The organism is Enterobacter sp. RHBSTW-00901, assembly GCF_014103115.1.
Taxonomy (GTDB): domain Bacteria; phylum Pseudomonadota; class Gammaproteobacteria; order Enterobacterales; family Enterobacteriaceae; genus Enterobacter; species Enterobacter cloacae_P.
Genome location: NZ_JABXPB010000001.1, coordinates 532,600 through 556,553, shown reverse-complemented (window position 1 = coordinate 556,553; position 23,954 = coordinate 532,600). Strand labels below are relative to the sequence as shown.

Genomic DNA, 23,954 nt, shown 5'->3' with positions numbered 1-23,954 from the left:
TGCCGCCCTACAGTATGAACTATTGCCTAATTGCGGAATATACCATTTCGCGATCAGGTGATGACGTGGTGACCGATATGCTAATTATTAAAATTTTTATGATTACATCAGTGATATTTATCCTCATGAAACCTGAACACCTTTCCAGGAATATTGTCATATGGATAACAATGTTGCAGATAAAAACAGCGATGCTGGCAATCAAATAAACACGGCAAGTCTCTCGCTCCCGAAAGGGGGCGGCGCAATAAAAGGATTGGGTGAAACCTTTCAGGCAAATGCATTTACCGGTAGCGGCAGTTACGCCATTCCACTGCCGTTGACGCCTGCCCGTGGTTTTGAACCCGCGTTGAGTCTTAACTACCAGTCCGGCGCGGGTAACGATGCTTTTGGGCCAGGTTTTTCTGTAACCCTTTCCAGCATCTCACGGAAAACCAGTAACGGCATTCCGCAATATAATTCTGATGACATATTTATTACGAGTGATGATGGTGAGTTAATTCCGTCCATGACAGAGCAGGGCGGTCACTGGCAACCGGTGGTCACGACCAGAATTCTGGATGATATTAACTGGCGGGTGCAGGCATTCCAGCCAATTAAAGAGAGTGGTTTCTCTTTGATTGAGCAATGGATTGATCCATTATCCTCCAGTTGCTGGTGGAAAATAACCGATAAAAATAACACTGTTTTTAATTATGGGCGTAGCGATAACAGCCGGATCACCGATCCAAAAGATGCCTGTAGAATATATCAATGGTTAATTGATGAAGCGATTGATAGCAAAGGCAATCGGATTGTATACACCTACAAGGCTGAAGATGGCGAAAATGTCGATGATAAAATCAATGAAATAAATCGATCATTATCAGCAAGAAAATATATTCACAGCGTGCAATACGGTAATTATTTTACTGTAGCCAGCACCGGGATGGAAGCGTTCGCATTCGAGGTTGTTTTTGATTATGGCGAGTATGACTTAACCCAACTGTCGCAGGCCGGAAGCACCCCTTACCATCCGGTGCGCAGCTGGCCAGTACGCAGCGATCCGTTTTCCCGTTACCTCAGTGGTTTTGAGATCCGCACACTCAGGCTATGTCACGGGATTATGCTGTTCCATAAGTTTGCGCAACTCGGTGACAAACCTTGCCTTGTGAAGGCGCTGCAGCTGGCGTACGACGAAACCGCGGATTTCTCTTTTTTGCAGGCCATAACCCAGCGCGGATACCGCATCAACGCCGACGGTAGCTATGATCAGCAGGCTCTGCCCCCCCTGACGTTGAGCTGGTCACGCTTCGCGCCACCGCCGGTACCGCAGTTCAGGATCTTAACCGTCAATGACCAGTTGGCGTTTCCTGGCATGCTCGATAATGCAGCTTTTCAGCCGGTTGATCTGCAAGGTGAAGGCCTTCCTGGCATGCTACTCAGTGATGCAAACACCACGCTTTACTATGCCCCATTGGGCAACGGCCGCTACCAGCCACCCGTGTCGCCGCGTGCATTCCCTGACACCCGTAATTTCAGCGATCCTTCACTCAGTTTGCAGAGTCTGAATGCCAACGGACAACTGGATCTGGTGGTCAGTACCGCGCAGGGGACGGGCTATTTCAGTCAGCAGAATGAGGGGGGCTGGTCACCGTTTTACCGTTTTTCCTCGCAGCCGACCGATCTCGCCAACCCAGAGCGGGAGACCGCCGATCTGGTTGGCGATGGCAAACCCGATCTGCTGCTCTTTCATCCGTGCGATCTGCTGTTTTATGCCTCAATGGGGCGATCCGGTTATTCGACTGCCGATAGCGTACGCCTGCCGGTGGGGTTTCCCACGACGGTGAACAACGGTGAAACGGAACTTGTCACTTTTGCCGATATGTTTGGCGACGGGCTTTCACACCGGGTCAGGATCCGCAGTGGCTCGGTAGAAGTCTGGCCCTGTCTGGGGTATGGCCGTTTCGGCGAGAAAGTGTATTTCGCTAATGCGCCACGTTTTGATGCGACGCTCAGCGCATCGCGTATTTTTCTTGCGGACATCGATGGTTCCGGTACTGCCGATCTGGTGTTTGCATTTCCCTGTCGCGTGGAAATCTATCGCAACCAATCCGGAAATGCATTCGCATCAACACCCGTGGTCATCGCCTTGCCCGCACCATTCACGGCTCTCAGTCAGTTGCGTTTTATTGACCTGCTAGGCGAAGGAACCTCGGCGCTGGTGTTTACCAGCGCAGGCCCGCAGATGACGCATTACTATTTCAATTTTTGCGGTGAACGCGAGGCAGGCACACCCGCGCTGAAGCCCTATTTATTGACCCGGATTGACAACAATCTTGGTGCCACCACCGAGATTTTCTACACCAGCTCCACCCAGTTTTACCTGGAAGACAAACTCCGTGGCACACCATGGGCTACGCGTCTGCCTTTTCCGGTGCAGGTTGTTGCTAAAACCATTGTCACCGACGCGATAACGGCTTCGCAGATGACGCAGATCTATCGCTACCATGAGGGGTATTTTGATGCAGATGCCCGCGAGTTTAACGGCTTTGGCTTTGTTGAAAGCTGGGACAGTGAACAGCTTGCGGTTAATCGCGAAGGGGAGAGTCGCGATCGTGATGTTCCCCCGGTCTATACCCGCAGCTGGTATCACACTGGATCCTGTCTCGAAAATGCCGCCATTACTCGCCAGTATCAACAGGCGTATTTCAAGGGAGATGCAGCTGCTTATGATTTTCCCGATAGCCTGTTTGATCCTGCCGTCTATCGAGGCGGCAGCGAGACAGTATTGCAGGCCTATGCGGCGCTGAAAGGTTCACTGCTGCGCACGGAAGTCTATGGGCAGGATGGCAGCGCCCTACAGGATGTACCCTATACGGTAAACGAGTCGAACTTTACCGTCACACTGCGACAACCCGCCATTGCCGGGATCAATGCCGCTTTTCTGGTCAGCCCGCGTGAAAGCATCGTTTACCATTATGAGCGCAATGCCAGCGATCCCCGTGTTCAGCAGAATTTTACGCTGGAAGTGGATCCACTCAGTGGCGAAATCAGCAAATCATGCACCCTCTTTTTACCCCGTCGTCAGGCCAGCACTCCACCGGTTGCGGGGCAGCAGCAGTTAAAGGCCACCGCGTCTAATCGGCACTTTATCAACACGTCGGAGAGTACCGGTTATCACTACCGTGGTGTGCTGTATGACAGCCAGTTGTGTGAGATCTATAACCTTACTTTAAACGGTGGCGACTACTGTACCTTTGCTGATTTACAGCAACTTCCGGCGGCGCTGGCGACCCCTTTGCCTTACCAGGTTGCGCCAGTGACCGACACACTCCAGGCAGGGCTGTTGATGTGGGACCGCCGTCTCTTCTGGAATGATGATCAAAGCGCGGCGCTGCCGCCGGGCGAAGTGGCCCGCGTGGCGTTATTGCATCATAGCGCCAGTGCCGTATTCACTGCGCAGTTTGCCACTGCGGCGTTCGGCACCGTGCTGAGCGACGAAACGCTGCAAACTGCCGGGGGCTATGTTTATGAAGCAGACAATGGCTACTGGTGGAACCGGGGACTGGTGCAGTTTTATAGCCAGCCGCCGTGTTACTACCAGCCGGACAGAGCAGAAAATGCCTTTGTTGATGCGCAATCGTCGCTTTTTGTGAAGAGCACCGTCAGTTATGACCAACCTTATTGCCTCACCGTAACCAGTACGACCCAGTATCTCGATGAACAAAATGTGGATCCTGATCAGCGTGCCAACACGCAGACGGCGGTGATCGATTATATGACCCTGCAACCCTGCCAGTTGATTGACAGCAATGGCAATGTCGCACAGGTCATTTTTGATCCGCTGGGGCAGGTGGTGGTGACCACCCTGTTTGGCTGGCAGGACGGTACGCCGGTGGGAGGGATGCGGTTATACGCCGTTGACGGGCAACCAGCGGAGTATCAGTTGCCACCTGCGGCGTCGTTTGCGGACATCACCCAGGATCCGTCCCGCTATCTACAGGGCGCGACAAGTTATTTTTATTACGACCTGACAGCATGGCAACGGAGCCAGCAACCACCGTGTTCCGTGGTGCTGCTGCGCGATGATTACTATCGGACCTGCACTGGCGTATCGCCGTTTTCCTGCAAGCTGGCGGTGAACTATAGCGATGGTTTTGCGCGTGAACTGGAAAGCAAAACCAAAGATAACGATCGCTGGATCGTCGGCGGTCGAACGGTTTACAACAACAAAGGCAAGGTGTGCGAGAAGTATTTCCCCTGGCTGAGTGATACCCCGCGCTATGAATCACAGCAAACCTTGATTGACGCCGGGATAATGCCACCGCCGACGGTGACCCACTATGATCCGCTGTTGCGGGTGATCCGTATTGATACTCCGAAAGGGTTCTTCTCGCGGGTGCAATTTACGCCCTGGGACGAGTCACACTACGACGAAGACGATACAGTACTGGAGGCACCGTATTATCTGGCTTTTATGGCCAATTACCCGGCGGAGCCGACGCAGCAACAAAAAGACGAGAAAGATGCGCTGCTTAAAGCCGCGCGGTTCTATAACACACCAGCCATTAAGGTGATAGACAGTGTGGGGAACACCTGTCTTGAGATCCAGACCGATGCCGACCAGCGTCAACTCGTCTCCTTCATGCAGACGGACATCCAGAACCGCGTGCTGCTTTCGATTGATCCGCGCCTTTATCAGACCAATCAAACCCAGGGCACCAATTACTATAATTTCCGCTACCGCTATGCGATGGGGCAACAAAAACCTGCCTGCGTCGACAGTGCAGATGCCGGCCTGCAACGCCATCTGGACGATATCTTTGATAACCAAATGTGGTCACTGAGCGCCCGCAACTACTGCCAGTTCATTTCCTACGACCGGTTAAAAAGACGCGCGGCTTTGCGCATCTGTAAATTGGTCGACGATCAGCCCATCACGTCGTATGCCGATTTTAATCTGGTGGAAATTTTCACCTACGGCGAAACCCAGCCGCGGCTTCCACAACGCAATTTACGCGGCCAGCTGTACCAGCTCTGCGATCTGTCGGGCATCGTCGTTAATCATCAGTATGATTTGCAGGGAGAAGTACTGCAAAACTCCCGCCAGATGGTCACGGATTACAAAACCCCGGCTAACTGGAACACGACGCCAGTGCTGGAGAGTGAGATCTATACCAGTGGCTATCGCTACAATGCGCTGCAACTGTTACTGAGTGAAAGCACACCCGATGGCAGCACCGTCACCCATCGCTATAACGACAGCGGATTACTGGAACAGACGGAGCTGACGCTGAGTGACGGCTCATCGCAGCCAGTTGTGCAACAGATCGACTACGATGCCAATGGTCAGCGTACCCGCGTCGCCTTCGGTAATGGCGTGGTCACGGATTACACCTACGAGACCACCACCTTGCGCTTAGTCGGGTTGTACAGCACCCGCCCGGGCACGCAGGTACAGACCCTCCAGGATGTAAATTACAGCTATGATCCGGTGGGTAACATTACCCGCAGTCGCAACAACACCTGCGCCACGATTTTCAATAATAACCAGCAGGTGGATCCGCTGGCGGACTACACCTATGACGCGATCTACCGGCTGATCTCGGCAAACGGCAGGCAACATCCTGCTATTACGGGTAATACCTGGAAAAACAACAGTAGCGCCGGGGATTTCAAGCAGTCCCGTTTCAGCCAGCTACCCGCGGTAAACGATGCCGACAAGCTGGAAAATTACCAGGTGACCTATCAGTACGATGATGCCGGCAACCTGATCGGCAAACAGCATGTTGCAGCTTCTGCGACGTGGCATCGGGAGATGCCGGTGGAAGATAACAGCAATCGGCTGAAAAATGTCGTGGTCGATGCGGCAGGTAACCTGCGTGAACTGGCGATCAATAACACCGTCACGCTGGACTGGAACTGCTGTAACAACCTGGTTAGCGCCTGCATTATTGAACGTCCGGATGAGCTGAATGACTGCGATTACTATCTCTATGACAGCCATGAACAGCGCACAAGAAAGGTGAGCGAGCGGATGGCCGCAGGGGGCGCAGTCACGCTGATCGAAGAGAGTGTTTACCTGGGTAATTATCAGATCAGGCGTAATATCAGCGTCGATGCACAGGGTAAGCAAACCATCACGCAGGCCCGGCAAATGCTGCGCGTTATGGATGGTGCGGTTTGCGTGCTGATTATGCAGTATTGCGCGATCGGCGCAGAAGCGGGCACACGGCTGATGCGTTTTCAGATGACAGACAATCTGAGCTCCGTGGCCTGCGAATATGATCAAGCGGCCCGGCTTATCAGCTACGAAGAGTATTTTCCCTATGGCGGTACGGCAATTATTGCCGGAGCGAATCAGGCTGAGGTGCAGCGTAAGGTGTACCGCTACTGCGGCAAGGAGCGTGATGACAGTTCCGGTCTCTACTACTACGGTGCCCGCTACTACGCGCCCTGGCTAGGGCGCTGGCTGAATCCCGATCCGGCAGGTACCGTCGATGGCCTGAACCTGTATGCCTTTGTTCTCGGCAATCCGGTTACCCATATGGACGCCGATGGCAGGGTGATGACGCGCGCGCAAAAAGCCAAAAGCGCGAAGGTCGTGGTCGTCAGTAACGCTTTCGAGTGGGATGTGAAACATATCGCCAGCTATTCAACGACCGATACAGACTTAGCCAGTATCCTCGATCACTTCGGGGAGCCCACGACCAGTGTGGTGAAAACCTATACCGACCTTGCCGATCGCATCGCCTATGACGTGAAGGGAGGCAGTAGCAGTAAGCTCAGTGCCAGCACTATCACGGATATCCATCTGGCGCTGGAGGCGAGCAAACCGCTGCATTTTCAGTTCAACGATCTGCTGGGTGAGCAGTGGCGCGAAAACATGGATGAATACACCGGGGGAAAACGGCAGATCCCGTTGTACTCGGTGATGCGCAGTAAGACGACATCGTTCTTTCAGGAGCTTGATGTCGATACAGTGTCCAGCCTGAATGACCATTTAAAAGCCATCAGCGGCCGCCCCGCTGAAGTCCATCACATTCTGTATAAAGCCGTCCGGCCGCAATACGCCAACCAGACCCCTAACCTGATGTTGACCCAACGTAGCGCCAAAGAAAGCGTCTATGGACCGGGTCAGCATGAATTGATGCATATGCTGGCGTCGGGCAATGACAGCGACAAGTTCCGGGTGCTGTTACCCCAGTTCGAGGCCGAATATCTCAAGTGGTACAACGGCAAAATGATCGTCTCGTCTATCCAATAATTACCATTGATGCAATGGGTTAATTGAATGTTTCCCCGAATCACATAACGGGAGTGTTACATGACACACACAACAATCCGGATTCAGGACCACGCACTTAAGGCCCTGTATGAAACGAACCCAGAGTTTGATGTCCGGCAGGTGAAATTCCACCATCCGGATGATATGTCGGCGCTGCGGGAGCAACTGGCTGCCACGGGGCTTGATGACGACGGGATTGCCACGAAAGTCACCGAGCTGAAAACCTGGCAACGTTTACTCAACCTGCATCCGGATGTCAATGTTGCACAGGGGCTGATAAGTCGTGGCATAGTCTGTGCAAACCAGCTGGCACGCATACCGCTGCAGACATTTGTGCAGACGCATGCGCAATCACTGGGCATGAGCGCCGCAGAGGCCACGGATATGCACCAGCGCGCGGTGGGTGTACGTAACAGCGCCATGCACTTATGGGCCTCGGTGAGCGGCACGGTGGCTTCCCCGTTTTACCGTTATTCCGCGATGGACACCGTGAGCCCCGAGCTGAAGGAAACCTTCCAGAATCTGCCCAGCTACCAGGATATATTCGGCTCACTTGACTATTGCAACTGTCCGGAGTGTCGCTCGATCTTTGGCCCGGCGGCGTATCTGGTCGATCTGCTGCGTATCATCGACCAGTACGTTACCACGCCGAACCGCGCCACGATTGATGACGCTTTTCTCTTTACAGCGCGTCGCCCGGATATCTGGACTATCCCGCTCGACTGTGGCGCGGCCAATGATGCCGTACCTTATCTGCAAATCGTTAACGAGCGCCTGACCGCCCGCGCCGAATTGGTCACTGGTCAGGGTGTGCTGGAACAACTGGCCACCACACTGGTGTACCCACAGGCGCTGCCTTTTAACGCCCCACTGGATCAGATCCGGGTGTTGCTCGATAAACTGGGTTGCAGTTACGGTCAGGTCTTGTCGGCATGGAGTGCGGCAGCCAGCACCGTTGCCGCTCAAACGCTGGGGTTGTCTGCCGATCAGCAGCGCATTGTGACGACCGCGCTGACGGTAGCCGCCGAGATCGCGCCTTACTACAATGTCAGTGATATCAGCACGCTCAGCGTGGCCGACACGTTTATGGCCAGCTCCTGGATGAACTATGCGCAGATGCTGACACTGTTGGAGCAGGACTTATCCGCGACGGAACAGCAGGCGGGCTTGCAGGTTAACTTTTTCCTTAACCAGGGGCTGGGCGGCAAATGGGTCGCGCTGAGTCAGCCAGCGGGTAAGCCCGCGCAGCTGGATAATCTGACGGCCACGGCGCTGGATAGCATCAACCGTTTGCAGCATCTGGCAACGCAACTGGGTAACCCAGCAGCCGAGGTCGACTGGGCGCTACGTTGTGTGCAGGGCGGTAATATGCCTGTCATCAGCGATGATAGCCTGATCGCGCTGCAACAACTGTTGGCGATCGCCGATCGGTTAGGGCTGGATCTGCCCACGGCCTGTTCACTGGCCGGGCCGATTAAAACCTACGGGCAGGGCGCTGACGAGGCGGGCCCGCAGTTCGACCGGTTGTTCAACTCCCCGGCGATCCTCGCCAGCAACGCGCCGTATCATCCCTCCGGCAACCCACTGAATACAGGGTATACCGATACGCCACTGACCTGGACGCCGGGTTCATCCGCGGCAGAAGATATCCATGCCATCAACCGTGTCCTGCCGGGGCTGGGAATTAGCCTGAGTGATGCCAATGCGCTGGGTCTTGCACTGATGGGTGAGAACGCGCAACAAACACTGACCGTACAAACGCTGTCGGACTTATATCGCCATGCGCTACTCAGCCGTACGCTGCAACTGCCCATGAGTCGTTATCTGCTATTGCTGAAACTGGCTGGCGTGGCAACACCTGCCACGCCGGGCGTGCAGGAGATTGCCGCGCTGGTCGGGAAAGTCCAGTGGCTGAACCTGGCCGGTTTGTCGGTGTACCAGCTTGATTACTTTATTAATGGTGTTGCCAGTGTGTACGTCAATCCGCTGTATCAGCCGGATAACACCACGGTGTGGCAGCAGGGGCTGTGGGTAACGGTACCGGCAGGTACGGCTTCAACCGGCAGCGATATCACTGCGCAGGTGGCGGTGCTGTTTGGTGTCAACAATCCTCTGGCCACTACCGCGATGTCGATGGCGGTGGCGGCGGTGGCGTTGCCTGCGGGGGCCACCGACTGGGAAACGGCATTTCTGGCGGCACAGAGTGATGGCAAAACGCCGGAATATGCCAGCTATGTGCAGACGGTGCTGAAATGGGTTTCACGCTGGCTGGTACTGGCGCAGAGCCTGAATCTTGCCGATACGACGCTGGCGAATGTGGCGGTTTGCCCGGCGGCTTATCAATTACCGACAAATTTCGCGGTACTGAGCTGGGAGGCCATCAGCAATATCTGGCAGGTGCAGCAGATGATGCAAAGTCACGGGGACTTGCAGCAAAACCTGTTGCTGTATATCCAGTTGGTGTCGACGGGGGCAGCCAGTGACACGAGTTTACTGGTGCTGCAAAAAGCGACCGGATGGGATCCCGTCGTGGTGGCGGCGCTGTTGAGCGGGCCGCTGCAGGCGGTGACGGTGGTCACGTTGCAACTGAACCGCCTACAAACCAGCATCGATGTGATGAGCCGTCTTGGCGCGAATCCCGGATTTATGCAGTCGATGGTGGATGTGGCGGCATTACCGGCGAAGGGGAACTGGGCGACGTGGAGCCAGAGTGCCGCCGCCGTGCTGGCCAAAACCGCCAGTATCTATGGTACCCAGTGGGAGAGCGTCTGGACGCCGCTGTCCGGTGATTTGGCGGTGCATCTGCGTGATGCCCTGCTGTCGTTGGTGCTGTCGCAGCTTAATAGCGATGATCCGACCATCAAAACCGCCCGCAATGTCTATGAGTTCTTGCTGACCGATGTCGAAATGGGGGCGGCCACCACCATTTCCTACATTGTGGAAGCGTTGAATGCCGCCCAACTCTATTTGCAGCGTTGCCGTTTACAGCTGGAACCGGGGGTGCTGGATCTGACACAGATCCAGGATCCGTGGTGGGAATGGATGATGAACTACCGTGTCTGGCAGGCGAACCGTGAGATTTTTGTCTATCCGGAAAATTATCTGATCCCCAGCTTGCGCAAAAACACGACGCCACAGTTCACGGCGCTGGTGCAAAGCCTGCAACAGTCGGATGTTAACAAGGCGTATGTGGGCGCGGCGTTCACCACCTATATCAACAGTTTTTCCGAGGTGGCCGAGTTAAAACCGGTCGATGCCTACCGAACCAAAATTAATGACAGCAACAGGATCTATCTGTTGTCACGCAGCAAAACTGCGCCTTACACCTTCTATTACTGCCAGCAAACGGAAAATATGCCGTGGACGCCGTGGGAGAAAATCGATCTGACGATCAATTCGGCGAACTGTACGCTGGTATATGCCTTCAGCCGTCCTTTCCTGTTCTGGAATGAGATCAAGAAAAACAATACCTCTTCGGTTTCCGGTTCACCCAGCGAAGTCACCACCACCAACAGCGTTACCTATACCGCGTCGGTGATGTATTCCTTTCTGAATCAGGAGGGAAAATGGGTACAACCGCAGACGCTGGTTGATCAGGATGTGGTGCTGTTCCGTTCGGATGATACCCGCAATATTGCGCTGATGAATAACGCCATGTTTGATGGCCTGTTTGATATGGCGGCGACCTGCTGGAACAAGGTCTTTGCCTTTAATGTGGATGCGACAAACTACGTGGAACCGCCTCCGTTTAAGGCCGAGGCCGAGCGGCTGGTGGTGATGTATGGCCCCAATGTGCTGGATACAGGGGATATTTGGGTGACGAAAAACCCCTCGTCACCGACCAGCGATCCCAGTGCGAGCAGTTTCTGGCTCAACCTGCGCGACCGCGCAGAAGATCACAATCGAATGGTCATGGGGCAACTGTCCGGCAATATGAATCTGCGCCCGGTTGCCGTGCTGAACCTCAGTCTGGAAGGTGATGTGCTGGTCCAGCGCCAGGAGTTGCTGCTGGCCGATCCCTATATCGCTAAAACGCCATTATCGCTGATTCATGCCGAGATTCAGAGCTCAGGCGATGTGCTGCAGGTCACCCATCGCAGCCAACCCATTACCGACAATCGCAATGTACCAGGTACCGTTGGCCTGACCGTTGGCAGTAAGGCCAGCGCAGTCAATGGTAATTCGTTTATTGGCAGCGGAATTTCTGCCACGCAGAGCCTGCAAATATACCAGGCGTTACAGGCGGCGAAGGTGATTGATGCGACCGGCAATGTGTTACCACAGGCGATGGCGACGCTGGATCTGTATAGCGTACTGTCGGGGATCACGGCGTATGGCGTGTTCAGCCCACTGCAATTTTCGGCGGTGCAGCAGGTGTTGTTCGACCATCTGGAAGGGAGCGAACTGTTCGGAACCATTGCCGGAAACTGCACGAAAGTCGTGCCAGTAGGTACCCAACCCGGTTGGTTCCTGTTCTTTGTGCAGGATGAGATCTTCCTGCTATCACCGGAAAACGGCGACAAGGGGCAGCCAGCATTTTCCAGCTTTGCCGAAGGGCTGACGGTGGGGGATCCGCTGATTGAGCCGACGTTTGCGATTATGACCTATCAGGGCACTTCGCCCGGTAGCATCAACGCGGTCTTATCACGGCAAATTTACACCATTCTGACGCAGTACAACCTGGTGAAAGACGGTCGGCTGGCTGCCGGTGTGACGGTGGCTTATCTACAGGCCATATTACTCAACATGGGGCTGACGGATGCCCAGTATCAATACATTCTGAATGCGCTACGAAACTATCCGGTGATTTTCGACGATGCGTTTATCAGCGATAAAATCACTTACGCAGTATCGCAACAAATTTATGTCGCGCTGCAAACCATGCCGCCACTGATTGACCCTAACGGGCGCATCGATATGGAGCATTTGACCGGTGCCAACGTGCAGCTTTGTCTGGGTAACTTGCTGCTGTCGGGAACGATTACTCAGAGCCAGATTGCCGGTATTTACCGGACCCTTGCGCAGGCACCGAAAGCGATTGTGCTGACTTACCAGAATCACGGTGCAGCCGTGGGCTACACCACTACCGGTGACTTCCATTTTAACGTGACCCGATTGTCGACCAGTGCGATCAGCAAAATCAGCCGCGCGCTGTTTGTGGGCGGCGTGGATAGCTTGCTGAATTTAAAAATTCAGCAGATCCCGGTGCTACCGGTGCTGCCGTTTGAACGATTTACCCCGTCGACGACCGGCCTGAACTGGCCCAGTGCGCTGGATGCCACACAGGTCGATTTTGACGGCCTGTATGGCCAGTATTTCTGGGAAATTTTTTACCATATCCCCATGCTGGTGGCCGCCGGTCTGAATACTAACCAGCAATTCCAGGAAGCGCAGACGTGGCTACAATATGTCTTCAACCCGACAGAGGCGGAACAGTTTGTGACCGCCGCCACGATCGTGGACGAGACGGAGCAGGCGATTGCGTTACCGCAAGCCGACACCATTATTACGCAACTCAAACAAAACCCACGCCCACCCGCGTCGCCAATCCTCAATGCTTCAGGGGAAGTCAATCCGACATTTACGGCCACCACCAGTCTGAGTTTCCTGCAAAGTGCCGATCCCACATTGACGACAGACCAGTTACTGATGGTGCGCAATATCCTGCTCAATTACCAGCTGAGTGCCCCGGCCAGCCATTTCTGGAACTTCCGCCCGTTCCGTAACCATACCCTGCAAAGCCTGCAGGAGATGCTGTCGGACAGTAATCCGGCGGTCAAAGTGTATAACGACGATCCCTTTGATCCGTTTGCCATTGCGCGCTTACGCATCGGTGCCTTTGAAAAATCGACCCTGATGCAGTACATCGACAACCTGCTGGCGTGGGGCGACCAGTTGTTTATCCAGGATTCGTGGGAATCGATCACCGGTGCCTATATGTTGTATGTCTATGCCTACGATCTGCTGGGCCCCCGCCCACAGCTGGTGGGCGAGTGTGCGGGTGATGGCATCGTGTTGAATTTCGAAGAAATAAAAGCGAAATATCCTGATGGTATCCCGCAGTTTTTGATCGACCTGGAGAACTTCATTCCAGGCGGTTCCGGTTCGACGACGCCGATGCTGGGACACGCCTTTAACGACCTGTATGTCTACTTCTGTGTCCCGGAAAACAGTGACCTGATGCAACGCTGGGATACCGCAGAAGACCGGATGTACAAGATCAACCACTCGCTGAACATTGATGGTGTTTACCGCTCACTGGCGCTGTTCCAGCCACCGCTCAATCCGCTGGATCTGGTACGAGCGGCAGCGGCGGGGAACAACGTGATGACGGGGGCGTCATCCAGTGTGCAGTTGACACCGTATCGCTTTACTTCAGCGATTGGCGCGGCACAGAACCTGTGCAATATCCTGATTGAACTGGGTAGTGCGTTGTTATCCGTACTGGAAAAAAATGATGCCGAAGCACTGGCAGCGCTGCGTAATAACCAGGAAGGCCAAATTCTGGAGATGAATATCAGCATTAAAACGGAACGCATCAGTGAGATTCAGGCGAACATCCTGTCGCTGACGGCGTCGCAAACGGGCGCGGCCAGTCGTCTGACGTACTATACCGATATGCTCAACAACGGGTTAAGTGGCTATGAGCAGACCAGCCTGGATGCCACCGCCGCCGCACTGGCGGCCAACATCCTGGGCAGCATTAGCAAGACGGCGGCGACCATCGCCTATGCCGTGCCGCAAGTCGGCTCGCCGTTTGCCATGACCTATGGCGGCGTGCAACTGGGTTCGGCGGTGAACGCCTCGTCGGGAGTGTTCGAGATCGGCGCGGAGATCAGTAGCTTTATTTCGCAGCGGGCTGCCACGATGGGCGGGTACGAACGCCGCAGCCAGGAGTGGAGTTTGCAGAAACAAATCGCGCAGGCGGACAGTGACAGCATTGCCCAGCAACTTGTTGCCGCGAATCTGCAACTACAGTCGGCGCAGCAAGATCTGGCGGTGCAGCAGAAAAGCATTGCGCAGAACCAGGTTATTGAGCGCTATTTGCAGGATAAATTCTCTAACCAGGATCTCTACCAGTGGATGGCAGGCCGCCTGAGCGCGGTCTACTTCCAGACCTGGGCACTGGGTCTGCAAGCGGCGCAGCAGGCACAGGCCTCGTATCAGTTTGAAACGGACAGCAACCAGAGTTTCCTGTCGTTTGATTACTGGGACAGTTTGCACAAAGGGTTGACGGCGGGCGAAGGCTTACGGCTGGCACTTAATCGCATGGAAGCCGCCTGGCGTACCGGCGATAAGCGCAGCCTGGAAATTGAGAAAACCATCTCGCTGGCGATGATTGCGCCGGAGCAATTACTGAAGCTCAAGAGCGATGGGGCGTGCTCTTTCTCGCTGAGCGAAGCGCTGTTTGATTATGATTATCCGGGCCATTACTCGCGAAAAATCACCACGATTTCGCTGTCGATCCCGGCGGTAATTGGGCCGTATCAGAATATCAAAGCGGTTTTGACGCAGACGAAAAACAGTATTGCGACCACCGCCAACATTGATGAAGTGAAGTATTTGCTGTCGCCCGTTGGCGAAGTGCCGCAGGGCATACGGCAAGACTGGGCGCACGGGCAGAGCATTGCCGTTTCACGTGGTGTCGATGATTCAGGGCTGTTTACGCTGGATTTCCAGGATCCCCGTTACCTGCCTTTTGAGAATACCGGCGCGGTTTCTGACTGGACGCTGAGTATGCCGCTCGATACCAACCGTTTTGATTTTGGCCAACTCTCGGATGTGATCATTACTCTACGTTATACCGCTCTGTCCGACGATGAGCTGGCGCGCCAGGTGCGCGGCGTGCTGGCGCAGACACCGCTGCTGAATGGCATCTATGTCGATGGCGGCATGCAAAGCACCGCGTGGCAGACCTTCATGCTCGATCACAGCGACGCCAAAACACAGACGCTGACGCTGGATATCAATCCTGCCCAGTTGGGTTACTTCAAAAGTCTGACCTACAACGAACTGGTTCTGCAACTGACGACCGCGACCGGGATCACCCTTGCCACTAACGCCACGTTTATGACTATCGCGTCGGGGAATAACACCACCACACCGTCCTTTACTGACGGGAAAGCGGTCGTCGATGCACTCAACTGGAATGGCAAAACCGCGCCGACGACGTGGACGTTCAAGTTTGATCTGACCAACCCGTCAATTGCGCCTCTGCTGAGCGATGGCTTTATCGACGGCAGCAAACTGCTGGATCTGCAAGTTGTCGCCCTGTATGCGGCCAAAATCTTTTAAGGAATAAATGGAGGAGTGAGATGCAAACCAACACCTTAAGCAGCGAATTAGCAATGAGCGCTGATGGCTCTCTGCAGCAACAGTGCGCAGAGATGGGAGCCCTTCTGGGGCTGGATGCGCCGGTCAGTGAGGCCGTGCTGAAGGCGGCGCTGGCGGATACCACCTATGCACATCATCTGCTGGTCAGCCGCGGTTCGCCGTTTATGGCGCACTTGCTTGACCACCCACCAGTCGTCATTGCGAATGAGGCAGAAGAATTTACTACCTCGGCGCTGCTGATGCGCGCCGGGTCAGCGCTGGCGCGTTGGGGAAAGACCGGTTTCTCTACCGTGTCGGATGAGCAGTATCGCGACAGGCTCGCGCTGTGTCAAAACTGCCCGCACCTGAAGGTGCCCCCCGAACATCAGCACACCTTGTACGCCTTTGCCGGTGCCAGCAATGGGGAAAAATCGGTGTGCGGGAAGTGTGGATGCGTGGTGGCGGCCAAAGCCCGCAGGCCGAACGAGACATGCCCGGATGCGCATCCCGAACGTCCCGGATTGAATCGCTGGAATGAACCTGTCGCTCAGGTCAATTGACTGCGCGGCCATCGCCCGAGCGGCGCTTTGTTTATCCGCATCCTGAAGGAGGTGTCATCAGCATAAAAAGCCGTAGCAGATTACGTCATATGTCATCAGAACGTTCAAAAACTCAGTTTAAGGAGAGAGTTATGGCTGGCTATGATCCAACGGTGTGTAATCAGAAATTGACCCAACAAGGTATGCTGCCGCTGTGCGGCGGTGACTACCATTGTCAGGATGTTGTTAACCAAAGTTCCTCTTACCATTCGTTGTGCGGTGATGGTGGTGATCCCACCAAAATCTACACACCAGTGCAATGTACCGCCTGTACGAATGGTACAAGTTATTTGTATTTCCCCTCAGCGACATTTTTTGCACAGTGTGCGGCAAAAGGGGCGGGCTGGGGGCCAGCATTTTGTTACTGTTGTTGTAGCTGTTTTGCTAATGACACGATTGTGGCTGTCCCTGAGGGTGACAAAGCGATCTATCTGTTTACGGTGGGTGATTCCGTGCTGGCAGGTACGGTGGCTGAGAATAACGGCAAGGTTCAGATCGGCTGGGATACGGCGGTGGTGAACTTCAGCTCGGGAACGGGCAGCACCGGGTATCAACCGATGATGGTCTATATCGCGATGCAAAGCGCAGGGGCCAAAGAGATCAAAGAAATCATCTGTACCATGGATCAGATATTCCTGCTGGCGGATGGCAAATACACGAAAGCGGCGAATTTGCGTCCTGGGCAGCATCTGGTTAACAAGGATGGTGAACCCGTTGCCATTGACATGGTGAGTATTGGTTCCTATGAAGGCGGTGTACACCATATTTCGACTAACCAGCCGTGGCACAAAGTTCCCGATGGCCATCTGTTGTTAACGGGCGGCGTGGTGTCGGGCGACTACACCCTACAACTCTATTTCGACGAACTTCCTGCACAGTTGAAAGAAGAGGGGCTGGAGAGTAAACCGATGCTGGGCACCGCTGCCTACGATAGGGCTTACGCAAATGATGTAAAACGCAGTGAAGCCCTGTTTGAATTTGTTGGCTCTGGCTCCAACACCCAGCCGGGGGTTGTGCAACGTAAAATGGCAATGGGGTTGTTCACAACCTACAGTGTGGGTACCGCGTATATTCCCTATGGCGCGCAGGCACTGTTTACACCGGCGCAGGCTGCGGACATTGCGGAAAACGGAGCACAGGCACCAATCAGCAATACGATTTCAATCGGTACGTTTAACACCATCGCAAAACAGTTTGCCGGTTTTTACCCGGATATTGATTTCTATTTTGATCAACTGGATACCGTGCCCAATCTGTATGCCTTTAAATACCTTGGCCGCAAAACGGTGGTCGTCAGCGGTGGGCTGGGCAGGATGAAAGGTTTCAATTACGAAGGGATGTTCATCGCCATGGCGCATGGTATTGCCTGCTTTTTTGGCGGCGAACCGGAAAATAGCTTTGGTTATTCTGCCGTCGGGCAGGCGGACTGGTATGCCTTTGGTGTGATCTCGAAAGTGTGCTGGTCCAGCGCACCATCGATGACGTACCTGCTGGAGGCGCGCAGACAATGGAATGACTTGTTTGCCTTGATCAGCCCGGAGAACGGGAAGGGTAACCCGCTGGATCCGCTTAACGATCCGTCCATTGCCTGCCGCTCGCAAACGATTGATGTGGCGATTGCTGGCGGTAACTTGCCGGAATGCGCCGGTGGCGTACCGTTGCCAACAATTGAGTTGCAGCAGGTGGGGGCGCGATCGCCTACGGATGTGGTGCTGAGCTTGAGTCTGGCGGTGGATGAAACCAGCGGTAGCAATGTGGCTAATTACCTTCTCGAACCGGATAGCATCATCACCCAGGCCGTAGTGGATCGCACGACGGGATTTATCGTGCACCTGACGGCTCCTTTAATGCCCCGTACGGAGTACAAAATTACCATCCAGAACCTGGTTTCAATTCTTGGCACGGGCATTGACCCTGCACACAGCAGCATGACATTTACCACACCGCCAGAATAAATAATAACGTCGCACAAGTAGGCCAATAGACACTCCGGTTTGGTGGAGTGTCTATTGCAGAGGGGATCCCACGTTTTTGATCCTACCAGTGTTTGCAGAAGTGTCTTAATCATTACAGGTAATTTAACTTAAGTTGTGCGAGATCCTGGTTCATAAGACAAGTTCACCATATCTAATTGCTTTAAATGAATATTTTTAATATAAATATCAACTCACCTCGAGATAACTTCATGAACTAACGGGAAATGTGCCTCTCGTCAGCATACGCTCGTTCGGTGCATGGAACATTAGCCATTTTAGCCGTAAAACCTCACACATTATTTATAGGTAAATAGCGCCATCAGTAATTTGTGAAATATTGAATAAAATACAATCCTTGGTCAGGGGGAGTTAAAGCCGAAACCGAGGATAAAACGGAGTTAAGCAATGAAGGATCAAAATAACTACCTGGCGTCGCTCGAGACCTGCAGACGGATCGCCAAAGAAGAGTACACGACTATTCAGCGCTACTTCGAACAATGCGACGCCATTATCGATGAACTGAGTAAAAAATTGCAACGCGTGATTGAACATGGCAGCCGAACGCTTTCCAGGGACAAGATGGTTGCGGATGGTCTTACCGACATGATGCATAGCCTTCAGAGAGACTACGGAAAGCTACTCTCGAAACGAAACGCCAATCTCGAAAAACAGCAAAGAAGTCTTGATTGCTTTAACGTCATGCTTTTTGGCCGCACGATGGCGGGCAAAAGTACGGTTCGCGAGGCGATTACCCGAGGAGATGGTCAGACCATTGGTAAAGGAGCACAAAGAACAACACGCGACGTTCAAGAGTATGAATGGAACAACTTAAGGATAATCGACACCCCTGGTTTCGGAGCCTATAACGGCCAGGAGGACACGCAGGTTGCCCACGAGATCCTTGAGCAGTCTGACGTCGTGCTGTTTATGCTTAATAGTGACAGTATTCAGGAATCAACCTTTGTTGAGCTTGAACATGTTCATAAGCTCAACAAACCCTTGATCTTTGTATTGAACATGAAAAAAGATCTGGAGAATGAGGGCAATCGGCGACGGGCGCTGAAAAATCCGGAAAAATATATTTTTAAAGAAGACGAAATTCAAGGACATACTGAACGCTTAAAAAACCTCGCCAGCCGTGTAGGCATCAATCCCGGCGCGGTTCGAATCATCCCCATTCATGCCCAGGCTGCATTCCTGGCAACGACTGTACCGGGTGAAGAAGGTTCTCAATTACATGAGCTGAGCCGAATCGATCGCGTTCTTAATGCGCTCATTAAAGAAGTCGAAGGCAATGGACCGATCCGCAGAGTCCAGACGTTTCTCGATTCAAGCCTCCATCATGTTGATGAACAGAGTTTACTGATCCTAAGACAAAGGGATCAACTTTCTATGCTTTTGCCACAGTATGAAAGTGGCCTCACGCGTATTTCCCAGTGGAAGATGAAGACACTTCGCGATGCGCCACGGCTCCTCTCAAGGGCAGTCGATCTCGCTTTTAAACCGCTCATTGACTCTGTGGCTGATTTTGTTGACGACCATATTGAGACTGACAATGCGGCAAGCGCATGGGATCGTCATTATAAAAGCCTAAATATCACAAAAAACATTGAGAAATCGGTGCAGGATTTGGCTGAACAGGTGATGGAAGAGCTTCAGGATTTCAATCGAGAAATGAATGAGGGACTTGATATTACCCTGTCTTTTGAAGTTTCCCACAATGGGAAGAGCTTCAGCGAGTCCGACTTCAAGCGAATAAACGGCTGGGGCTCGGCGATAGCCGGGGTTGTAAGTGCTATTGCTTTCTTTAATTCCTGGAATCCTGTCGGTTGGGTGGCGGTTGGTGTCAGTATAGTGTTCACCGTATTCTCGCTCTTCTCAGACAATCGTGCTAAAAAACTTAAAGAGGCCAAATCTGAAAAGCGTCAGGCTTTGCTTGAGGATATCGAGGAAAGTAAGAAAAAAATAAAGTCTAATTTAGTCGATTGGTTCGAAATGAATATCCATCGCGCCTATATTATTCCTGCGGAAAATAACCTATCTCATCTTTGTCAAGCACTTAATAAATTTATAAACGAAATGGATGGAGCCGAAAGTCAACTCGGTACACTGAAGCATGAAATTAACTTTAGGCTACTGAACAGAGTCGCTCATATCATCACTAAGCAACATTTTGTTCTGCCGAAATTTATCAAGGTAGTGCGAATTCCTGGGTACGCGTGTTATTTTCTTATTTCGGATTATTTCAGGAATACTGACCTTCTTATGGCTATGAGTCAGTCCATGAGGGAAAAGATACTGACAGTATATAACACCAGCCTGGATAAAAAAATTTTACATCTTTATAAAGGACTCGTAGAAAGGGTCGAACTGACCGGGGATAATAAGGTTTCCGTGTTCGCCCCGAAGAAAAACTTAAGTAAAATTATTGGGAAAGACCACCGTCGCATAAAAATGGTGGCTTCGCTTTGCTCCTGTGAAATAGACCTCATCACTGTTTAAGGAAGAGTCATGACCGAAATTGGTTACAACACGCTCAAAGAAAAGGTGGAAAGCCTTTACCAACGTTCTCATGAGCTATGGTGCGCCGGTAACGTCAACGCATCGGAAGCAAATTTCGATATTGATTTAGCGCCTTTAAATCTTGTTTTTGCCGGACAGTATAGTGCTGGCAAGTCCTCTCTCATTAAGATGCTGACGGGTATTGAGAATATTAAAATTGGGTCCGGTGTTACGACAGATGCGGTTACCCAATATCAACATAAGTCGTTAAACATCTGGGATACGCCTGGGATACTTGCGGGTGAATGCGAACAACATGATGCCAAAGCGCTTGAGGCGATATCGAAAGCAGATCTTCTGGTCTATGTCATTACCAATGAACTGTTTGATGATGTCGTGGGCGCGGCCTTCCGGGACCTGTGCTTTAAGCAAGGACGCGCCGGGGAGATAATGATCGTTATCAATAAGTTCGAAAGCGACTCGGCCGATAAAGAGACTAAGATTTCGGGTATCACGCAGGTGCTTGAGCCCAAAATTCCTGAGGACTTTCCCATCGTCTTTACTGATGCGCAGTCATTCTTCGACGCGCTGGATGAGGACGATGAGCAAGAGCGTCAAGAGCTGTTGGCGCTTTCCAACGCCGAAGGGCTCACCAAAGCCATTGATAGTTTTGTGGCGCAACGTGGTCTGTACGCCAGGCTGACAACGCCTCTCCAGCAGCTTCAAGTCAGGCTGGAATCAAAAATAGATGAGCTGACCATTTCTGACCCACTACAAAAAGGCCTGGTGAGCTTGCTCACTCAAAACAAGCGCGTATTTCTGGCTAACAGACGTGATCTGACTAAAAAAGTCGGAGCGCATCTGGACACGCTGAATAGTCAGATCGTTGAGCAAGGCAACCAACTGGCCGATGCTTTGGGTGGAGAACAGGAAGTATTCGAAAAGATGCAGGACAGCGCGATTTACGAATGTGAGCGACTAATTAATTCGACTCTGGAAGCGCTGCGGGGCACTGTAGACGAGTGTCTGTCAGATCTGGAGGCTGAGTTAGTCGAATTGGCGAATACCCCTGCCAGCGCGAAGATCAACGAAGCGCTGTTGACTGCAAAGAATTTCAATCCCGAAGCCGAACAAGGGAAAGTCGGCAGCGTCTCAAAAGACGATCCCTTCAAGCTTAATAGTGCAATTAATCAGGGGATAGTGAAGTCCGCAGAGAAAGGGTTTTCCTTCCTGGCGAAAAGCGCTATAGGTGATGCCTCTAAAACAGGGCTGAAATCCATTTCTGGTAGTGGCCTGCACAATGCTATTAAAGAGATTGGAGGCTTCTTTGGCTACAAGTTCAAGGCCTGGGAGGCGGTTAAAATAACGGAAAAAATAGGGAAGGGCGCAAAATTTCTGGGTCCCGCCATGGCGATTTTTGGGGTGGGTATGCAGATTTATGATGACTATCAACAGTCTGAGCATGCAAAAAAGATCCTTCAAATTAAGCGGGACATTCGCAAAAACTTTAAAGAATACAGCGAAGCCGTGCGTGAGAGCATGGATACTCAGCTCAAGAAGGTACATGAAATGGGCTTTGATCTGCCTATCACGAATATCGATGAGGCTCTGCATGAAATACGCTCACAGGTTGAGGGTAAATCCGATAGCGCTAATGCGCTGCAGGCTCAACTGGATGAAGTCAAAAATTTACGCGAAGAGATTCAAGGTGCCTTTTAATATTTCAAGACGTAATTATTTTGTGTCTAGTGTTCTGCGCTAAATAGGTGTTCCAAAACTATACACTCTTGCCAGCCCGATTTTACCCATTAAGAGATGGGCTGGCCCTCATCAATCTTTTCTGATACCCATGGCAGTATAATCGCCACTGAAGAAAATCGTTTTTCTGCAAGTTGTTGTAAGGGAGGGATTGTGTTTATGGAGTTACCAATCTGAATAAGCTATTTAACTATTCTGGGTTTGAGGAATATACATAATCTGAAGCATCACAAGATTTAGCGTAACCAGTTGTTTTAAAATTATATTTTTAAAAGTTAAATCCTAATTTACAGTTATGAACTAAGTTTCGGTTCATAACTGTGTTGAAAAGTGTCCATAAATCACCCTCAGTTGCGTCCATTAGTTCATGAACTAAACATTTTAATTTTGTGAGTTAGATCAGATTTTAGGGTTCAGTAATATTAATTTATATTCGATGTGCGATTGCATAGTACCTTTCCGACAACAGGTGCAGCGGTAAATGCATTTGGCTAGCCCCGCACAATACGGCCACAAAACCCGTTTCAAGCTGATTGACCGTCACTGAGTCAGGCATAGTGATTGATACGATTCGCCGTTTTTTAAGCGTTCCCAGCGATAACTACGATCTTCACTGAGACGGTTGCTTATCTAGCAATTGTGAAATAAATCATCTGAATGTTCAGTTGTTCCGTAGCGTTCCAGGTAGTCGGGAGATGAGGCGATAACTCAGCGTAAATCTGGAGATAATCGCCAGGCAACTACATCTTCCTTGACGGCGGATATCGCTCACATCGGACCTTCAACTTTGTTGGCTCTTCCGCTTTGTGCCATGAATCGACTGCAAAGGTACATGTTTCTTATCCTTTCGGTGTTTCGATATTTTAATGGTGGCAATTTGTATTTTTTAGAGAACACCCGAGTGAAAGTCTGTTGTGAATCAAATCCATATTTAAAGGCTATGTTTATCACTGGTTCATTAGTTTCAATAAGATCTTTCGCCGCAAGTCTGAGCTTTTTATCTTTAATATACTTCCCAAGGCTAACTTCTTTTACCTGCACAAAAATCCGCTGAAGATGCCACTTGGAGTAACCTGCCCGCGCAGCAACATCCTCTATCTTCAGCGGCTTGTGTAAGTTTGAATCAATCCATTGTGTTATCTCATCGATGATGCCTTCTGTTCTGAACATAAATCGACGCTCACTTTAAGAGGGCTGTGACACATCCTGTTCGGGATGCTTATGATTTATTTATAGATTTCAGCAACCCCGTGTAGTCTATTATCCCCCGTTGTCGACAGGATTTTGAATGACGTTGCCCCTTGCTCGTCAGCCTTGCGAGAAAGAACATCCGATAACTCATCAAGCGTATAGGCATTGCTGGTTGAGACGACACCGATCTTTTCTTTCCCATCTGCATGATTAATTTCTTGGGCAGCAGAGGCAGTATTCACTGAAATAAATCCAATGACCAATGTAGTAATAAGTAGTGCTTTCATATTTAATACCTCTTTTAAAATCTATGTTTAAAACTGGATTCGTATCAGGGGAACTATC

8 protein-coding genes and 1 pseudogene are annotated in these 23,954 nt (G+C 51.9%); 6 read left to right on the top strand and 3 right to left on the bottom strand.

Going from position 1 to position 23,954, the window contains the following annotated elements:
* Window positions 1–160: 160 nt before the first annotated feature.
* The 6 genes from HV318_RS02780 (at window position 161) to HV318_RS02755 (ending at window position 22,379) form a co-directional block, all read left to right on the top strand.
* Window positions 161–7,249 (top strand): SpvB/TcaC N-terminal domain-containing protein, encoded by a 7,089-nt coding sequence (locus HV318_RS02780; protein WP_182271450.1) that lies wholly within the window; start codon window positions 161–163, stop codon window positions 7,247–7,249.
* 60 nt (window positions 7,250–7,309) lie between these two features.
* On the top strand, window positions 7,310–15,565 hold the full coding sequence (locus HV318_RS02775; protein ID WP_182271449.1) for a Tc toxin subunit A-related protein: 8,256 nt from the start codon (window positions 7,310–7,312) through the stop codon (window positions 15,563–15,565).
* Window positions 15,566–15,585: 20 nt separating this feature from the next.
* Window positions 15,586–16,143 carry a hypothetical protein gene (locus HV318_RS02770; RefSeq protein ID WP_182271448.1) on the top strand — a complete coding sequence of 186 codons (558 nt, stop codon included), beginning with the start codon at window positions 15,586–15,588 and terminating at the stop codon, window positions 16,141–16,143.
* 131 nt (window positions 16,144–16,274) lie between these two features.
* Complete coding sequence (locus HV318_RS02765; RefSeq protein ID WP_182271447.1) at window positions 16,275–18,137, top strand: hypothetical protein; 1,863 nt, start codon at window positions 16,275–16,277, stop codon at window positions 18,135–18,137.
* Between the two features lie 426 nt (window positions 18,138–18,563).
* A complete protein-coding gene (locus HV318_RS02760; RefSeq protein ID WP_182271446.1) occupies window positions 18,564–20,660 on the top strand; it encodes a GTPase in 2,097 nt (698 codons plus the stop codon).
* Between the two features lie 9 nt (window positions 20,661–20,669).
* Complete coding sequence (locus HV318_RS02755) at window positions 20,670–22,379, top strand: GTPase domain-containing protein (protein ID WP_182271445.1); 1,710 nt, start codon at window positions 20,670–20,672, stop codon at window positions 22,377–22,379.
* 514 nt (window positions 22,380–22,893) lie between these two features.
* Here the strand turns inward: HV318_RS02755 and HV318_RS24365 are convergent.
* The 3 genes and pseudogenes from HV318_RS24365 to HV318_RS02745 all read right to left on the bottom strand — a co-directional run.
* Window positions 22,894–23,174 (bottom strand): annotated as a pseudogene (locus HV318_RS24365) (type 2 periplasmic-binding domain-containing protein); the annotation flags it as partial.
* A 12-nt stretch (window positions 23,175–23,186) separates the two neighbouring features.
* A complete protein-coding gene (locus tag HV318_RS02750; protein ID WP_021571235.1) occupies window positions 23,187–23,588 on the bottom strand; it encodes a helix-turn-helix domain-containing protein in 402 nt (133 codons plus the stop codon).
* 56 nt (window positions 23,589–23,644) lie between these two features.
* Complete coding sequence (locus HV318_RS02745) at window positions 23,645–23,896, bottom strand: YdgH/BhsA/McbA family protein (RefSeq protein ID WP_182271444.1); 252 nt, start codon at window positions 23,894–23,896, stop codon at window positions 23,645–23,647.
* Window positions 23,897–23,954 lie beyond the last annotated feature (58 nt).